15 protein-coding genes and 3 pseudogenes are annotated in these 16,913 nt (G+C 66.0%); 10 read left to right on the forward strand and 8 right to left on the reverse strand.

Translation table 11 applies throughout. The features are described 5' to 3' along the window. Positions 1 to 44 precede the first annotated feature (44 nt). Entirely contained in the window at positions 45 to 1,397 is a 1,353-nt protein-coding gene (locus tag GFY24_RS09045) for a deoxyribodipyrimidine photo-lyase (RefSeq protein WP_153804519.1), read from the forward strand. Here GFY24_RS09045 and GFY24_RS09050 read toward each other — a convergent pair. Continuing rightward, positions 1,361 to 2,470: a DNA-binding transcriptional regulator gene (locus GFY24_RS09050; protein ID WP_153804520.1), complete on the reverse strand. Its 1,110-nt coding sequence runs from the start codon at positions 2,468 to 2,470 to the stop codon at positions 1,361 to 1,363. The two genes, GFY24_RS09045 and GFY24_RS09050, sit on opposite strands and share 37 nt — an antisense overlap. Positions 2,471 to 3,084: 614 nt before the next feature. Between GFY24_RS09050 and GFY24_RS09055 the strand changes: the two genes are divergently transcribed. Next, entirely contained in the window at positions 3,085 to 3,636 is a 552-nt protein-coding gene (locus GFY24_RS09055; RefSeq protein ID WP_194852793.1) for a flavodoxin domain-containing protein, read from the forward strand. Positions 3,637 to 3,831: 195 nt separating this feature from the next. Here the strand turns inward: GFY24_RS09055 and GFY24_RS09060 are convergent, their stop codons facing one another. Then, positions 3,832 to 5,034, reverse strand: coding sequence for a Rieske 2Fe-2S domain-containing protein (locus GFY24_RS09060; protein WP_153804522.1), 1,203 nt, complete (start codon positions 5,032 to 5,034; stop codon positions 3,832 to 3,834). 213 nt (positions 5,035 to 5,247) lie between these two features. Between GFY24_RS09060 and hsaA the strand changes: the two genes are divergently transcribed. Further along, positions 5,248 to 6,411 carry a 3-hydroxy-9,10-secoandrosta-1,3,5(10)-triene-9,17-dione monooxygenase oxygenase subunit gene (hsaA, locus tag GFY24_RS09065; RefSeq protein WP_153804523.1) on the forward strand — a complete coding sequence of 388 codons (1,164 nt, stop codon included), beginning with the start codon at positions 5,248 to 5,250 and terminating at the stop codon, positions 6,409 to 6,411. Positions 6,412 to 6,557: 146 nt separating this feature from the next. After that, positions 6,558 to 6,998, forward strand: a complete 441-nt coding sequence (locus tag GFY24_RS09070) for a PaaI family thioesterase (protein ID WP_194852794.1) — start codon at positions 6,558 to 6,560, stop codon at positions 6,996 to 6,998. Positions 6,999 to 7,024: 26 nt separating this feature from the next. On the opposite strand, the gene GFY24_RS42875 is transcribed toward GFY24_RS09070, so the two are convergent. Continuing rightward, positions 7,025 to 7,159: a hypothetical protein gene (locus GFY24_RS42875; RefSeq protein WP_255458622.1), complete on the reverse strand. Its 135-nt coding sequence runs from the start codon at positions 7,157 to 7,159 to the stop codon at positions 7,025 to 7,027. 140 nt (positions 7,160 to 7,299) lie between these two features. On the opposite strand from GFY24_RS42875, the gene GFY24_RS41750 reads away from it, so the two are divergent. The 3 genes and pseudogenes from GFY24_RS41750 (at position 7,300) to GFY24_RS09080 (ending at position 8,967) form a co-directional block, all read left to right on the forward strand. Continuing rightward, a complete protein-coding gene (locus GFY24_RS41750; protein ID WP_228566110.1) occupies positions 7,300 to 7,524 on the forward strand; it encodes a hypothetical protein in 225 nt (74 codons plus the stop codon). A 20-nt stretch (positions 7,525 to 7,544) separates the two neighbouring features. Further along, positions 7,545 to 7,871, forward strand: a pseudogene (locus tag GFY24_RS43605) (TSUP family transporter); the annotation flags it as partial. Positions 7,872 to 7,965: 94 nt separating this feature from the next. Then, positions 7,966 to 8,967, forward strand: a complete 1,002-nt coding sequence (locus GFY24_RS09080) for a zinc-binding alcohol dehydrogenase family protein (protein ID WP_153804525.1) — start codon at positions 7,966 to 7,968, stop codon at positions 8,965 to 8,967. Between the two features lie 40 nt (positions 8,968 to 9,007). On the opposite strand, the gene GFY24_RS09085 is transcribed toward GFY24_RS09080, so the two are convergent. The 5 genes and pseudogenes from GFY24_RS09085 to GFY24_RS43615 all read right to left on the reverse strand — a co-directional run. Then, entirely contained in the window at positions 9,008 to 9,343 is a 336-nt protein-coding gene (locus GFY24_RS09085) for an Lsr2 family protein (protein WP_153804526.1), read from the reverse strand. A 76-nt stretch (positions 9,344 to 9,419) separates the two neighbouring features. Continuing rightward, entirely contained in the window at positions 9,420 to 10,406 is a 987-nt protein-coding gene (locus GFY24_RS09090) for a potassium channel protein (protein WP_309230636.1), read from the reverse strand. A 26-nt stretch (positions 10,407 to 10,432) separates the two neighbouring features. Next, positions 10,433 to 11,479 carry a zinc-dependent alcohol dehydrogenase family protein gene (locus tag GFY24_RS09095; protein WP_153804527.1) on the reverse strand — a complete coding sequence of 349 codons (1,047 nt, stop codon included), beginning with the start codon at positions 11,477 to 11,479 and terminating at the stop codon, positions 10,433 to 10,435. Positions 11,480 to 11,516: 37 nt separating this feature from the next. Beyond that, a pseudogene (locus tag GFY24_RS43610) lies at positions 11,517 to 12,149 on the reverse strand (putative PEP-binding protein); the annotation flags it as partial. Positions 12,150 to 12,187: 38 nt separating this feature from the next. After that, positions 12,188 to 12,631: pseudogene (locus tag GFY24_RS43615) on the reverse strand (PEP/pyruvate-binding domain-containing protein); the annotation flags it as partial. A gap of 206 nt (positions 12,632 to 12,837) precedes the next feature. On the opposite strand from GFY24_RS43615, the gene GFY24_RS09105 reads away from it, so the two are divergent. The 3 genes from GFY24_RS09105 to GFY24_RS09115 all read left to right on the forward strand — a co-directional run bounded on the left by GFY24_RS09105 (position 12,838) and on the right by GFY24_RS09115 (position 16,803). Further along, the gene (locus GFY24_RS09105) at positions 12,838 to 13,758 is read left to right on the forward strand and encodes an ABC transporter ATP-binding protein (protein WP_153804528.1); all 921 of its coding nucleotides are present in this window, start codon (positions 12,838 to 12,840) and stop codon (positions 13,756 to 13,758) included. Beyond that, on the forward strand, positions 13,755 to 15,359 hold the full coding sequence (locus GFY24_RS09110) for a hypothetical protein (protein WP_153804529.1): 1,605 nt from the start codon (positions 13,755 to 13,757) through the stop codon (positions 15,357 to 15,359). Before GFY24_RS09105 ends, GFY24_RS09110 begins: the two co-directional genes overlap by 4 nt. Before the next feature lie 100 nt (positions 15,360 to 15,459). Continuing rightward, entirely contained in the window at positions 15,460 to 16,803 is a 1,344-nt protein-coding gene (locus tag GFY24_RS09115) for a wax ester/triacylglycerol synthase family O-acyltransferase (RefSeq protein ID WP_153804530.1), read from the forward strand. Positions 16,804 to 16,913: the final 110 nt, after the last annotated feature.

A 16,913-nucleotide genomic window follows, 5' to 3' on the forward strand; every position in this document is an offset into this window, starting at 1 on the left:
GGCTGTGGTTCCGGCGCCGGGTCCGTCGTCGCGGAAGGAGCTCGATGATCCACACCGCCGCTCTCGTGGGTTCGGGCCGCGTCACGGTCGCGGTATTCACCCGGGACCTGCGGGTGCACGACAATCCGGTGCTGTGCGCCGCCGCCCGCGCGAGCGCCCAGGTAGTGCCGCTGTTCGTGCTGGACGACGCGATCCTCGGCCGGGAACCGGTGTTGCCCAACCGAATCGGATTTCTCCTGGCGGCGCTGTCCGAGCTGGACGCCGAATTGCGCGCTCGCGGTGCGCGGCTGATCATGCGGCGCGGTGAGGTGGTGACCGAGGTGGAGCGGGTGGCCACCGAGGTGGGGGCCGGCGGCGTGCACATCGCCGCGGATGTCAGCCGGTACAGCGCTCAGCGAGCGAGGTGCCTGCGCGAACGGCTTGCCGCGCAAGGCATTCCGCTGTACGAACACGCCTCGGTGACCGCGGTGCCGCCGGGCGAACTCCGGCCGTCTTCCGGCGGAGCGCATTTCGCGGTGTTCACGCCGTACTTCCGGCGCTGGCTCGAGACCCCGATCCGGACCGTGCACCCGGCCCCGGACTCGCTGTCGGTGCCCGACTTGGATCCCGGCCGGCTACCGACGGTAGCCGAGCTGTCCGTGGCGCCGGGTTCGCCCCAGCTGTCCGTCGGTGGTGAGACCAGCGCGCGAGAGTTGTTGCGTGCCTGGCTGTCCGGGCCCGTAGAGCAGTACGCCGAGCGCGCCGACGACCTGGCCGCCGATGCGACCTCCGGGTTGTCGCCCTATCTGCATTTCGGTTGCCTGTCGGCCGCCGAGCTCGTGCACCGCACCGACCTGTCCGAACCCGGCGGTTATGCCTTCGCCCGGCAGCTGGCCTGGCGCGACTTCCAGCACCAAATGTTGGCGGCCCGAACCGAACTCGCGTGGACCGATTACCGGCCGCCACCGGCTCCGCCCCGCGACGACCCGCACGCGGCCGATGCCTGGCGGGCGGGCCGCACCGGATTCCCCGTGATCGACGCCGCGATGCGCCAACTGCTCGCCCAGGGGTGGATGCCGGGCCGGGCCCGGCTGATCGCCGCGAGCTTCCTCACCAAGACCCTGCGCGTCGACTGGCGGATCGGTGCGGCCCACTTCCTGCGCTGGCTGGTCGACGCCGACCTCGCCAACAACCAGCTGAACTGGCAGTGGGCGGCGGGTACCGGCACCGACACCCGCCCCAACCGCACCCTCAACCCGATCCTGCAGGCCGAACGGCACGACCCCGACGGCAGTTACGTCCACCGCTGGCTCCCCGAACTGGCCGACCTCCCCGGCGGCGCCGTGCACCGGCCGTGGCGTGCACCGACCCTGGCCCGCGACTACCCGCCCCCGATCGTCGAGGTCAACGGCATGTGAGTGCCGGGATCGAGTCCGATACCATCGGGTCCAGGACGAGATCGCCAGGGCGGGTGTAGGTCTGCACGGCGTGGCGGACGATGTCGGGCAGCATCTTCGCGGGGTGCCTCACGCTGTCGGGGTGATACCGGCCGCGCCGCTGCTTGGCGGGTGCGGTCTGCGCAGTTGCCCATACCGACGGCGTCCGGTGCGTGGTACGGCCGGTGTCGGACGCAGTACCCGGCCCTCACCGAGCAAGCTGGCCACAACCAGATCGGCCTGCTCGCCGTCGGGGCGCGGTCGATGAGTTTGAGTGCGTGGGAAGGACTTCCAGCTCCAACGCGGCTGAGGGCGATGGACTGGTTGGCGGCATACAGGCAGGTGTGCGCGATCAGGTTGGAATCGTCCGCCTCGGTGCCAAGCGCCATGGCATCGGCGTAACAGCGGCGCGCCAGCGGATGCCGGTCCACGTCGTATGCGAGCCAGCCGGTCAGTACGGCGAGTTGCCCTGTCGCGCTGGCGTACGCGTTTCCTGTGGCATTGTCGTAGGCGCCCGTATCGAGTTTGTTCTTGTGCCGGGCCAGCTGCCCGACAGCGAAGTCGACCAGGGCCGCACCGCCGGATGTCTGATCTTCCCGTTCGAGGGCGTCGATACCGGTGAGTAGTCGGCGCACATCACTCATGCCGATGTGGTCCTGCCCGCCCAGGAGCATGACCGCCGCACCGGCGGCAGCCGTCTTCCCGAATTCGCGTCGTCTCACGTCATCGTCGACTTCCCATGCATACAAACCACATTCGCCAGTGGGCGCGGCGCCGGTCCAGTTGCCGTGCGATTGTTCGTCCTGTCCAGGATGCCCGGTAGGTGCCACCGTGAGCACGTCCGAGAACCAACGGGATTGCTCGGGCGTGATGCCTGCCAGGACCTCGTCGAGCAGACGCCGACTGGCCGCCTGCAACTGCCCCGTTTCGCCGGACTCCCATAACGACAGGGTTCGTTTGGCCACGCCGACGCGGCGGGCGAACTCGGGCCTGCTCATTTTCAGAACCGCTCGCAGCGCGCGAATCTCGCGCGCCGTCCACTCGACCTCCACCATAGGTCGCTCCCAAGTCCGTAGTCGGCGTGAGCCGGAAGCTATTCGCATTTAGACGCTTATGTACTCGAATTACCCGCATCGAAACCCGCACTCTCGAATGCAGCACCGGTGTTAAGTGGCGTCGAACCACCCTCCGTTTTCGGCGATCCGCAGTGGTCGCACCGGTGCCGCCGCCTATCGGACTACCGGGAGGACTCGCCGTGGACTTCATCCTCGCCGTCGCAATCAGCGTCTCCGCTGTGGTTGGTGCAGTTCTGATATCAAGTCGGCCAACGCATCTCGCCAAACATCGGGTTGGGGGGAAGGTGCGCTTCGCCGATATTCGGCCCGTGGCTGCCCACAGTCCGGCTGCGGTGCCTTGGCTGGGGTTTCCGGCCTCGTCAATCCATCCGAGTTCGACCATCTCCCGCTGTTCCAGGTGCCGTTGCAAAAGTGTCAAGAAGATCCGCACGGTGGATCATGTTGCGCCGGAACGGATCAGCCGGTCGTTCGACAGACGAGTGCGTGAGCGTCCCGGGGAACCGGTGGTACAGCCGCGCTCGATGACCTTGGTCCCTTCGCCATGGGCATCCAGTCCCTGGAATGGGCGGCCTGCTGCCAGCAAGCTGGCGGGCATGGGTACGAGAGTGCGGCATATCGCCGTGGTGTACGCGACGGGTCGAGGGACGACCGGAGAAGTCGCCGAATTCATCGGTGCGGCATTGGAATCGCCGGATGTGGTGGTGCGGGTGGTCCCGATCGGTCATCAGGTGCCTGACCTGTCCGAGTTCGACACGGTGGTACTCGGCAGTCCGGTGTATCACGAGGCACTGATGAAGCCCTTCGTCATTTTCGTGTACCAGCGGCTCGAACAGCTCACGTCGCCGGATGTGTGGCTGTTCAGCATGGGCATCGCTCCGGCGCTGTCCGCCGGACGGATCGGCCGGCGGTGGGCGCGTGCGGTACCGAAGCAGATCGCGACCGTGCGCGACGCGCTGGCGGTGCGCGGGTACAGGGCTTTCGCCGGGCGGTGCGAGCGCGGCAAAATGCCTGTGCGAGCGCAATTGCGCTATTTCCTGCTCGGCGGACGCCGCTTCGGTGACCTCAGGGATTGGGACGCCATCCGCGACTGGGCCGCGGAGATCGCCGTGGACTCGGCACGCCGGGCGGAAGTCGCGAGCGTCTAGCGGCAATCAAACACGTGACAACGGAACCGCACTCGGTTGGGAGCGGAGGAGTTGGACTACCGGTGACCGGGTAACGGGGACAAGGACACTGCGGTCAAGGCCGCGCCACGAATGTTGCCCCGCACCGAGGTGCGGGGCAACATGTCGCTCGCCATCCGGGGCGGGAAGCCTTACCTCTTGGCGGCCTCCCTCCGATCAGATGTGTTCATATCGAGTGCCCGCCTCGGCCTCGTGTTTGCGGCGCATGTTTTGGGCTACCTCGGCCTCCCATGCTTCGTTGGCTTTGCTGGTGTCGACCTCGAATTCGAAGCGCCGCTGCGCTTTCGGGTCGATATCGGCGACGTCCACATAGAACTGTTCGTACCAGCGGCGCAGCTGGTATACCGGACCGTCTTCCTCGCACAGCAATGGATTCTCGATCTTGGACTTGTGCTTCCAGATCTCGACGTCCTGGAGGAAGCCGACGCCGATCCCCTCGACCATGGCGGCCGCCAACTGGTTTGCCGCCTCATCCGGTAAGCCCTGGGGTTTCTCCAGCGTGATTCCGTATTGCAGCACGAACGAGTCCTGAGTGACCGGGTAGTGGCAGTTGATCAGCACACTCTTGGTCTCGAAGCCGCTGTAGGCATTGGTCAGCGGATTGATCATGTAGGACGGTCCGTAGTACGAGGCTTCCGACTTCAGCAGTGTGTCACCCGCGTACTTGGTGGCCATTCCGATGTCGGGACGGCCCTTGGTCTCCAGGAACTGGGTGGCGATATGGCCTTCGAAGACGTTCTTGAAATATGTGGGGAAGGCGTAGTGGATATAGAAGAAATGCGCCATATCGACGATGTTGTCGATGATCTCCCGGCAGTTGGAGCCCTCGATCAGGATCGAGTTCCAGGTCCAGGGGGTCCAGTCGGAACTGTGGGTTTCGGTGCTGTCGCCGGTGGCGTCGGTGTACGGCCCGTCGATGTAGGGGATTGTCACCGCGTCGGTGGGTTTACTGCCCTCGTGGTCATGCCAAGCGAACAGCTGCCCATTGCGTTCGAGCGTGGGCCAGGTGCGCGTGCGGGCCAGCGGTGGTACGCGCCGCGCGTAGGGAATGTCCTTGCACTTTCCGTCGCCGCCCCAGCGCCAGTCGTGGAATGGACAGGCGACAGCGCCATCCTTGATCTCACCCATGGCCAGGTCGCCGCCGAGGTGCCGGCAGTAGGCGTCGAGTATCTTCAAATCACCGGCGTTGTCGGCCCAGACGACCAGTTTGGTGCCGAAAGCCTTGACCGCGTGCGGTTTACCGTCGCGGAAGGCGCTGGCCAGGCCCAGGCAGTGCCAGCCGCGGGCATAGCGGGTGGGCATGGAGCCCACGTCGATTTCGCGGATCTTTCCGCGGGGCCCTTGCGGGGGCGTCGCCATCAGCATCTCCCAGATACAACTAGAACAGGTTGCAGAACTGTGCAATTTTGGGCCATCCGTATTGGTCTCGACAATGGCCAAAAGTCCCTAGAGTTCAGTAACTTCCTCCGCTGATCTCAGGTCTCGTCATGCCTGATAGTGATGAGAACGTGTTCTAGTTCCGTGGCGCTCGGGGTACCGGCCGCCACCTACCGTTCAGGAGCATCCGGCGAGATGACCCAGCAGATAATCCATCGTGTCGAGGCAGTGCTTCCCATGTTGCGAGAACGCGCACAGGAAACCGAGGACCTGCGGCGCATACCAGACGAATCGATCAAAGACTTACAGGAGACGGGCTTCTTCCGGCTTCTGCAACCCCGCCAGTGGGGCGGCCACGCCGCCGATCCGGTCGTCTTCTACGACACGGTCCGCAAGATCGCGAGCGCGTGCGGCTCCACCGGTTGGGTGGCGGGCATCCTCGGCATCCACAACTGGCACCTGGCGCTGTTCGATCAGCAAGCGCAGCACGATGTCTGGGGCGCGGACTCGGATACGCGCATCGCGTCCTCCTACTCGCCCATGGGCGCGGGCAGCGTGGTCGACGGGGGCTACCGGGTGACCGGTTCGTGGGGGTATTCCTCGGGTTCCTCGCACGCCGAGTGGGTGGTCGTCGGCGGTCCGGTCATCAAGGACGGCAAGCCGGTCGACTTCGGCTCATTCCTCATTCCTCGCAGCGAATACCGAATCGACGACGTCTGGAACGTGGTCGGTCTGCGCGGTACCGGCTCCAACACCATCGTGGTGGAGAACGTGTTCGTACCCAAGCACCGTTTCCTCAGCTTCCGTGCCATGGGCGAGCTGAAATCGCCTGGCCTGGAGCAGAATACCGATCCGGTGTACAAGATGCCGTGGGGCACCATCCATCCCACCACCATCTCCACCCCCATCGTCGGAATGGCCTACGGCGCTTACGACGCGCATGTGGAGCACCAGGGCAAGCGCGTACGCGCCGCCTACGCCGGTGAGAACGCCAAGGACGATCCGTTCGGCAAGGTGCGTATCGCCGAGGCCGCCAGTGACATCGACGCCGCCTGGCGTCAGCTCTCGGGCAATGTCGCCGACGAGTACGCCTACCTGCTGCGCGGCGAGGATGTTCCGTTCGACGTGCGCGCTCGCGCCCGGCGCGACCAGGTCCGCGCCACCGGCCGCGTCATCTCCTCGGTTGACAAGCTGTTCGAGGCCTCGGGCGCGACCGCGCTCGCCAATGGCACTCCGCTGCAGCGCTTCTGGCGTGACGCACACGCCGGCCGAGTACACGCGGCGAACGATGCCGAGCGCGCCTACCTCATGTATGGCACCCACGCGTTCGGTCTCCCGATCACCGACACGATGGTCTGACCCGTGACCGCGAAAGGCGATGATCTCGTTCGAGGACCCGTCCGGCAATGTGTGCTGGAAGCCGTCCACGACTCGCAGTACCTGGCACGGCGCCACCCTGCCCACCATGGTGACGGCAGCTTTCTATGGGCCGCACGGTATTCGGCATGGTCGACCGGCAGGCCAAGCGCTACGCTGCCGATATCATGACGATCCCAGCGAATCTCGACGGCGGCTTCGGCGCGCTCATCGGCCTGGACATGGTCGAGTTCGATCGCGCCGGCGCCCGCAGCGTCGGCCGACTCACCGTGGCCCCGGAACACCTCAATCCGCACCACGTGCTGCACGGCGGGGTGATGTATTCGATGGCCGACCAGGGGATGGGCGCGGCCGTTTACTGTGTGCTCGGCGAAGGCGAGTCCTGCGCCACCATCGAGGTGAAGATCGTCTACCTCGCCGTGGTCCGCGAGGGCGTGGTGGAGTGCGAATCGAGGGTGATCAACAGAGGAAAGCGGGTGATCGCCCTCGAATCGGACATTCGTAACGGGGATCGTCTGGTCGCCAAGGCGCTGGGAACCTTCGCGGTCTTTCCGATTCCAGCTCGTTGACGCGGATCGGTCGCTACAGGGTGTGACTACACCTCCCAGGTCGGCGATTTGGCGCAGGCCGGCATCACCTCGGCGATGGCGTTGAACATGAGATCGATTTCCAGGCGTGCCGAATTCGCCGATGTAGTGGTGCGTGCCGGTGCCGCCGGAGCCTGGGTCACGAAACGCGTTGCAGGCGAACGGATTCGCGGCCTATCCGATGATGGGCGGCGTATCGTGGAGAGGCGGAACCGGAGTCGGCGTAGCCCGGGCACGGGTGACACTCCGATGACGCCGCATCCCTGGACCCGGGAGGTGGTTGATGATGGACGATTTGGAAAACCGTATCCGCCAAGCACTCCTCGACGCACGCCAGGCATTGGCTCTCGGGGAAGTCGGCACTCTCGAGAACCGGCTCGCACGATTGCGCTCCGAAGTGGAAACCGCCCAATTCGCGGACGAGGAACGGCGCCGGCTGATCGAACTGTGCGACGCGGGACTGAAAAGGGTTGCGCGGGCGATGAAACGGCGCTCGCCTACTACCTGACTCATCGGCATTGCCGGTCGGTGTTGCTACCGCCCGAAGGCAAGGACTGCTTAAAACGTTGTCGAACCCTGGTTATCGACACCGTTCGATTCGGTGTTGGCAGCCTTGCCAGGCCCCCACTCTCGCTGGCCTACCGCCCCACGAACCCCGCCGAACTCCGCGCCACCCTCTCGGCAATCTTCCTCATCATCTCCGTCGTCAGTGCCGCGACCCTGGCCGTGCACGGGCAATTCAGCGGAACCGACCTGCGGAACGCGGCGATCATGAGCCCGATGCTGTTGTGCGGCGGCCTGATCGGCAGCCGACTGGCACGGCGGCTCGCCATGACCCAGATCAGCCGCGTCACCGCCTGGGTGATCCGGCAATGCTGTTCACCGCCAGATTCAGCGGTTAGCGGCCCGGTGCCGACCCGGAGGCCATTGCGCGAACTACCCTCGGGGGATGCGAGCGTGGCGTGTCGAGCGGCCCGGGGCGATCGAGGACGGGCCCATACGGTTCGAGGATGTGCAGGACCCGGAGCCGGATGCCGGGGAACTGCTGGTGCGGGTGCTGGCCTGCGGGGTGTGCAGGACGGATCTGCATGTGGCGGAGGGAGATCTGGCGCCGCACAAGGTCGGGGTGGTGCCGGGGCACGAGGTGGTGGGGGAGGTGGTGGCGCTCGGAGCGGGGGATACCCGGGGATTCCGGGTGGGGGATCGGGTGGGGATCGCCTGGTTGCGGTATACCTGCGGGCGGTGCCGCTACTGTCTGCGTGGCGCGGAGAACCTGTGTCCGGAGTCGCGGTATACCGGCTGGGATGCCGATGGCGGATATGCGGAACGCACAACGGTCCCCGCGGCTTTCGCGCACCGATTGCCGAGTGGCTACAGCGATGCCGAGCTCGCTCCGCTGCTGTGTGCCGGGATCATCGGCTACCGGGCGCTGGAGCGCGCGTCGCTCCGTCCGGGCGGGCGATTGGGGATCTACGGTTTCGGCGGCAGCGCCCATCTCGCCGCACAGGTCGCTCTCGCGCGGGGCGCGGAAGTCCATGTGATGACCCGAGATTCGGCCGCGCAGTCGCTCGCGCTGGAATTGGGCGCGAGCTCTGCTCAGGGGGCCGCGGACCCGCCGCCCGTGGCGCTCGATGCCGCCATCCTGTTCGCCCCGGTGGGCGAGCTCGTCCTGCCCGCACTGGAGGCTCTCGACCGAGGTGGAGTGCTGTCCATCGCGGGCATCCATCTCAGTGATATCCCGATCCTGAACTATCAGCGACACCTATTCCAGGAGAAGGAGATTCGGTCGGTCACCGCCAACACCCGGGACGATGCCCGTGAATTCCTGGCATTCGCCGCGGAACATCATCTCGAAGTGACGGTGCACCGGTATCACCTCCGGGAGGCCGACCGGGCGCTCTCCGATCTGGCACATGGACGTTTCGCGGGTGCGGCAGTCCTGGTGCCGTAGCCGCTGCCGTGCGGGAGTTCGAGGAGCGCCACACAGGTCTTTAAGCGGCGGACTTGTTGTACGCCGCCAAGATCTCGGACGGCACCCGTCCGCGGCTGGAGACGTCGAATCCGTTCTGGCGGGCCCAATCTCGAATGGCCTGGGTCTGCTCGCGGTCGGCGGCCGGGCGGGGCTTGGCCACATTGGTGCGGGACGTGCGGGACGTCTTGCGGGCGTTGGAGGTCCACTGCTCGAACACTCCGCGCAGGGCGGCGGCGTTGAGGTCGGACAGGTCGATCTCATAGTCGATGCCGTCGACAGCGAACTGCACTGTTTCGACCGCGGTGGACTTGCCGTCATAATCGTCCACCATCTCGACGATGACCTTGCGCGCCATGAAAGAACCCTCCTGATTGAAATCCAGCTGACGACGCGAATCGTAGTGCCCGGCGGCGCAGGCTCCACATCGGCGGTCAGCCGACGGCGTGGGCGCGTACCGCGTCGAGCTGGGTGGGGGTACCCAGGACGATCAGAATGGAATCGGCGTGGAGTTGGGTTTCGCCGGTGGGATTGGCGATGAATCGGCCGTCGGGGGCACGCAGGGCCATTACCAAAGCGCCTGTGGTGCGGCGCAGAGCGGTGTTCGTCAGGGAGTGGCCGATCAGCTGTGACTGCGCGCCGACGGTGATCTCCTCGATCCGGTATTCCAGGCTGTCGTCGTGCATGACGACGTCCAGGAATTCGGCCACATTGGGTTGCAGCGCGAACGCCGCCATTCGACGACCGCCGATCAATTGGGGATTGACCGCTCGATTCGCCCCGGCGCGAAGAAGTTTGGACTTCGAGCCTTCGGTTCGCGCCCGCGCGATGATCACCAGATCGTCGCGCATCGCGCGGCTGGACAAGGTCACATAGACATTGTCGGCATCGCTGTCCAGGGCGGCGATCAAGGCGTGCGCGTGCGCGATACCCGCGGCTTCGAGCACACTGTCATCGGTGACATCGCCGAGAATGTTCGGATATTCGATGTCCTGCAACCGTTCCGGATCGCGATCCACCACCACGATGGTCTTGCCCAGGCTCTGCAGATACTGCGCGGTCGAACAGCCCACCCTGCCCCACCCACACACGATGATGTGCCCGCGCATCCGGTCTATCCGGCGGTCCATTCGTCTCCGTTCCAGATGCTGGCGCAGATGTCCTTCGATGAGGGCCTCCAGCAGGACCCCGAACATATAGAACACGGTGCCCGCACCGACCAGGATGAGCACCATGGTGAACACCTGGCCGGTCGGGGACAACGGGTGGACCTCACGGAATCCGACCGTGGCAATGGTCGTCACGGTCTGATACAGCGCGTCGAGGAATCCGAACCCCAACATCAGATAGCCGACCGTGCCCGCCAGCAGCACCAGCAGGAACGCGGCCACCACACGACTGATACGTACCAACGGATTCACGCGAGGATTGTGGCATTCACAGCGGGTCAGTGCTCGGCCGTGACGACCACTTTGAGCGCGCCGGTTTCGGCGGCGTGCGCGAATGTCTCATAGGCGGTCTCGAATTCGTTCATCGTGTAATGGTGGGTGATCAGGGCGGACGGATCGAGACGGCCGGTCGCGATGAGCTGGATGAGCCTCGGGGTGGAGTAGGTGTCGACCAGGCCGGTGGTGATGGTCAGATCGCTGATCCAGACCTTCTCCAGGTGCAGGGTCGCCGGCTTGCCGTGGACGCCGATATTGGCCACGTGCCCGCCCGCGCGCACGAGTTCCACCGCGGTCTCGAAGGTTTCGGGAATACCGACCGCCTCGATGGTGACATCCGCGCCCAGTCCGCCGGTGAGTTCACGGACGATATCGAGCGGATTCTCCCGGCTGCTGTTGACGATGACATCGGCACCGATCTTTTGAGCGGCCTCGAGTCGGCTGTCGGCGAGGTCGATCGCGATGATGTGGCCCGGACTGTACAGCCGCGCGGTGGCGATGGCGGCCAAGCCGATCGGGCCCGCGCCGATAATGGCGACCGTGTCACCCGGTGTGACAGCGCCGTTGAGGACGCCGACTTCGTAACTGGTGGGCAGAATATCGGCGAGCATGAGCATCTGCTCGTCGGTAATCGATTCGGGGATCGGATGACTGGAGGTGTCGACGAAGGGGACCCGGACCAGTTCGGCCTGGGTGCCGTCGATGAGGTGGCCGAAAATCCACCCGCCGCCGCCCAGACACTGGCCGTAGCGGCCCTCCCGGCAGAAGCGGCACGCGCCGCAGGAACTGATGCAGGACAACAGGACTCGCTCGCCCACCCGGCGGGTGTGCACGCCCGAGCCGACCTCGACGATGGTGCCGACGGCTTCGTGGCCGAGGATCCGCCCCGGCGTGAACTCGGGTACGTCACCCTTGAGAATGTGCAGATCGGTGCCGCAGATGGTCACCGCGTCGACCCGCACGATCGCGTCGGTGGGAGCTTGGATGGTGGGGTCGGGGACTTCGTCCCAGGACTTCTGTCCGGCACCGTGAAAGACCATGGCGCGCATATCGAATGCTCCTTTATTCAGAACTGCGGGGGTGGTGTCACCGGTGGTGCAGGGCGTTCTCCAGCAGGAGTCGGCGTTCCGCCGCGGCGACCATTCGTCGGGTCCGGGCTATGGCGTCGGGGGTCACCGAGACCGAGGTGATGCCCATGCGCACCAGGTGCTCGGCGAATTCCGGGCGTGTGGACGGGGCCTGCCCGCACAGCGATGAGGTGATGCCGAGGCGGTTGGCGGTGGAGATGATGCTCCCGATGGCATCGAGCACCGCGGCATCGGATTCGTCGAACAATTCGGCGCAGTTCTCCGAATCCCGGTCCACGCCCAGCATCAGCTGGGTCAGGTCATTGCTGCCGATGGAGACACCGTCGATACCCATGCCCACGTATTCGGGCAGGCGGTACACCACCGAGGGCATTGTGGCGGTGCGTGTTCCGACCACACAGGGCACGCCGAGCTCACGCGCCACGATGGCCGCGTGACAGGTCAGGCCGCCGCTGTCGGTGACCAGCGCGGCGGCGCGGGAGATGGTGGGCAGCCAATCGGGATTGGTCATCGGGGCGACGAGCACTTCGCCGTCGCGCAGCGTCGAACCCTCGGCCGGTGAACGCAGCACGCGTACCAGCCCGCTGGCCGCACCCGGGGCGGCGCCCAGTCCGCGCAACAGGACATCGCCTTGAATCGTCTGCGCGATAGCGCCCGCATCAGCTGGTCCTCGCCGTGAATATTGGTGCGCGAGAGATTCATTCCCGCGAAGGAATTGGTCGCGCTGTCCTCGCCGACGGCGGAGGAGCGCACCGCGACCACGACCTCGTCGCCGAGCCGGTGATACGCGCCGAGCAGGGCGGCGCGGACCTCGGGCGCCATGGGAGTCGCGTGCACGAGTTCGCGCATGCGAATGCAGAGTTCGTCGAGCTGCCGCCCCTCGGCCGCGGTCGCGTCCCGCGCGACCTCCAGGGCCTGGGTGTGCAGCTTGTCGAGTTCGACTCCGTGTGGCCCGGAGGTGATCACCTCCTCGTAGCAGGATTTCAATGCCACGAATCCGGGTGGCACCGGCAATTGCGCCGATACCAGTTCGCCCAGATTCGCGCCCTTGCCGCCGGCGCGATCGGCATCGGCCAATCGCAGTTCGTTCAGGCCGGCCACGTAGTCGCCCATTATGGCTCCGATCGTCGGTGTGTCCACTCCTCTCAGCGTCGCGTGTGCGGCCCGGGGGCCGGGAGGGGCGAAGGTCCCGGCGTCGGCGGCGTTGGGCCTGCGGCGTATTCGCTGCCCGGTGAGATCGGTTGGTGACCTTGTCCCGTGGTTCGGGGGGTGCCGTTGCGCCGAGAATGGGTGGGGTCCCCACCGGTCGGAGGTGAGTCATGGGTGTCATCGAGGCGCACGGCCTGACGAAACGATACGAGAGCACGCTCGCATTGGACGGGCTCGAATTGGATATCCCCCGCGGCGAGATCTATGGATTCCTGGGTCCGAACGGGGCGGGCAAGACCACCACGATCCGCCTGCTACTCGGGCTGCATCGGCCGAGCAGCGGCAGCGTGCGACTCGCCGGATGCGATGCGTGGGCCGATCCTGTTGCCGCGCACCGGCATTGCGCCTACGTGGCATCGGAGGCGACACTGTGGCCCGGGTTGACCGGCGCGGAGACCTTCGAGTATCTGGAGAATCTGCGCGGAGGGTGCGACCGCGGCTATCGCGACACGCTGATCGAGCGCTTCGATTTCGATCCGGACAAGAAGATTCGCGCACTGTCCAAAGGCAATCGGCAGAAGGTGCAATTGGTCGCCGCCTTCGCCACCCGGGCCGATATTCTCGTGCTCGACGAACCGACCTCGGGTCTGGATCCGTTGATGGAAGCCGCTTTTCGCGAAACCGTCACCGAGGCGCGGAACCGCGGCCAGACGATTTTCCTGTGCTCGCATGTGCTCAGCGAAGTCGAGGCGGTCTGCGACCGGGTCGGCATTCTGCGGGCCGGTCGCCTCGTGGACGAGGGCACGCTGGCACAACTGCGGCATCTGTCGGCCCGCACGGTCGAGGTGAATTTCGCCGAGTCCGGCGTCGACCTCGATCCGCTGCGCCGACTGTCCGGGGTGGAGGTCGCCGTAGCCGCCGATCATCATGTGGCGCTGGAGGTTCGCGGTGAAATGGGTCCGCTGCTGGCCGCGCTGACCCGGATGCCGGTAACGACCATCGACAGCCGCGAGCCCAGCCTCGAGGAGCTCTTCGTGATTCACTACCACGACGGCACGGGGCGCTCGAGCACGCCGGAGCAGGTCCGATGAACGGCGCGGCACTTCCCGGCCTGGTTGTACTGGTGCGGGCTCGGCTGCGCGTCAACCGAATCTCCTTGGCGGCCATGGCCATTCTGATGGCGATATTCTGCGTCGCCGCCCTGCAGACCTATGTCGCCGCCTTCCCGGACCGGTCCACCCGCACCACCATGCTCGCGCCGCTGGTGAACAATGGCGCGCTGCGAGTGCTGTACGGCTATCCGTTCGATATCGCCGATCCGGCGGGCTGGGTGGCGTGGCGGACCATGACCAGCGCCGGCATCATCATGGCGATGTGGGCGGTTGTCATCACCTCCGGCGCACTGCGCGGTGAAGAGGACGCCGGGCGTGGTGAATTGGTGCTCAGCGGTGTGCAGCCGCGGCGGCGCTGGTTCGCCGCCGCGCTGACGGCGACGGCCGTGCAAACGGTCATCATCGGTGCGGTGATGGTGATCGCGCTCGCGGCGGTCGGGTTGCCACAGCATCTGCTCACCTTCGCCAATTGCGCAGAGCTCGGCCTGCAACTGATGCTGCCCGCTCTGTTCTTCGCCGCGGTCGCGGCACTGACCAGTCAGCTGGCCCCCACCGCGCGCGCCGCGCGGCTGCTCGCGGCGGGAATCCTGGTGGCCGCCTTCCTGGTTCGCGCGCCCGCCGATGTGAGGGAGGGGATGAGTTGGCTGCGCCGGCTGACCCCGCTGGGCTGGTTCGAGGAGTTGCGCCCGCCTGCCGCGCCGTCGCCGATCGTGCTGACGGTGATCGTGCTGGCGACGGCCCTGCCGATTCTGATCGCGCTGTGCCTGCTCGGCACCCGAGATATCGGGCGCGGGTTGCTGGGCGCACACGACAGCAGGCCACCGCGCCGGCTACTACTGGGTTCGCCATGGCAGGCGGCATTGCGCGATGAGACGCCGCAGCTGAGTTTCTGGTTCGCCGGCACCACGCTGTACGCGCTGCTGATGGGCGGGCTGATCAAGACGGTGCTGGAATTCCTGCGACACACCCCGATGTATGCCCAATTCTTCGGCGAGCAGCTCGCCGTCGACGGGTTCGTCTCGGCGCTCTATTCGCTGATCCAGCTGCTGGCAGCGCTATTGGCGGTGACGCTGATTGTGGCGGCCAGGGGTGAGGAGGCCACGGGCAGGCTGGAACTACTGCTGGCCATGCCACGCTCACGCGTCGGGTGGCAGTGCGGGCGAGCCGTGCTGGCGATCGCACTGGCGGCCACGCTGACCGCGATCGCGGCGGGATCGATGTGGGTCGGCGCCGCGCTCACCGGACAGCGGATCCGGGCGAGCTCACTCCTGCTGGCCTCGGTCAACAGCCTGCCGCTGGTCGTGGTGACGGTGGGGTGCGCGACGGCGGTGCTGGCGCTCGCGCCCCGGGCGGTCAGCAGCATGTACGCGCTGGTGGCGGCGGCGTTCCTGTGGGACAACGTGGGGACCGCGTTGCAGGCTCCCGGTTGGACGCTGTCACTGTCGCCCTTCCACGCATTGGCTCGGGTTCCCATGCAGGACTTGGCTTTTACCCCGGTTGCGGTACTGACGGTGATCGGCGCGGGATTGTTCGCGCCGGCGCTGTACCGATTCCGTCATCGCGATCTGATATCGGCGTGACGTCGGTCACTCGGAGTGGTTACTTTCGCTTCTGCCGCCGGGTCGGTGGGTGGCGCCACGATTGAGGTGTCTTTATACAATTCGATCTCAGGTGTCGATCATGACCGAATTACATCCGCTGGACGCGGGGTTCATCGAACTCGAGGACTCCGACCGGCACATCAGTCTCGGAATCGGTGCTGTCGCAATCATTTCCGGCACACCGCCGACGCGTGCGGAGTTCGCCGAAGTACTCGGCGAGCGCATCGCCGCCAATGCGAGGCTGCGTCAGAAGATGCGCCGCGCGCCGTTCGATCTGACCGCTCCCGTCTGGGAGGAGGACCCGAATTTCGATCTGGCGCATCACATCCACTGGACCGCGCTGCCCGAGCCCGCCGACGACAGCGCGCTGTTCGACTTCGTCGCGGCCGAGTTGGAGAAGCGCCTGGATCGAGACCATCCGTTGTGGCAGTGCATTGTCGTGGAGAGGCTCACCGGCGACCGCTGGGCGCTGTTCGTCAAGGCGCATCACAGTATGGTCGACGGTGTCTCCGGCGTCACACTGCTCTCGACCTTCTGCGACGGTATGGAAGCCGTTGAGTCCGGCGGCGCGAATGGCGCACAGCCGGCGGTGAATTGGCTCGCCTGGGCGGTGAAGGGAATCCGGCTACCGTTCGATTTGCCGCGGCACGCGGTGAGCGTGATACGCGGCCTGATCCCGTTGGCTGCGGCGACCCTGGCCTCGGCCACCGACTCCTCGCTGAACGGTTCCATCGGACAGCAGCGCCGCTATATCGCCGCCCGCACCTCACTGACCGAGGTGCGGGAGATAGGAAAAGCCTTCGGCGCGACCGTCAACGATGTGGTTCTCGCCGCCCTGGCCTCGGCCTACCGGGATCTGCTGCTGCAGCGTGGTGAACAACCCGCCGAAGATACCGTGCGCATCCTGGTCCCGGTCTCCATGCGCGCCGCCGACGCGAAATACGTTCTGGACAACCGGGTTTCGGTCATGATCCCCGCGCTGCCGGTCCACCTCGAGGATCCGGTGCAACGACTGTCGCTGATCCACGACCTCATGACCGCGCACAAATCGCGCGGCGAAGCGCAGGCGGAGAAGTCGGTGATGGGCCTAGCCGATTGGCTCCCCTTCGCCCCGATCGCCTGGACCGTGCGACTGCTCTCCCTCATCCCGCAACACGGCATCACCGCCCTGGCCACCAATATCCCCGGCCCGCCGCACGCTTTGACCGTGCACGGCCGTGAGGTGCTGTCCCTGCTCCCCGCGGTCCCCATCGCCATGCGCCTGCGCACCGGAATAGCCATCCTGAGCTACCACGATCAACTCAATTTCGGCATCACCGGTGACTACGACACCAACCCGGACCTGCGCACGCTCGCCGATGGAATCCACGGTGCCATCGCCGAACTCTTGACCGCCGCCCGCAACCTCCCCGATGCCCTGTGATGACGCTGTCGAGCCGGTTCCTCGGGCAGGTGATCTGGAGCCCGACGGCCCGGACGGGTGGTGACATTGTTCCCTGGGTTGCCGCGGGGCCGCGCGGGATGCTCTAGGTA

Source organism: Nocardia sp. SYP-A9097, assembly GCF_009649815.1.
GTDB lineage: Bacteria > Actinomycetota > Actinomycetes > Mycobacteriales > Mycobacteriaceae > Nocardia.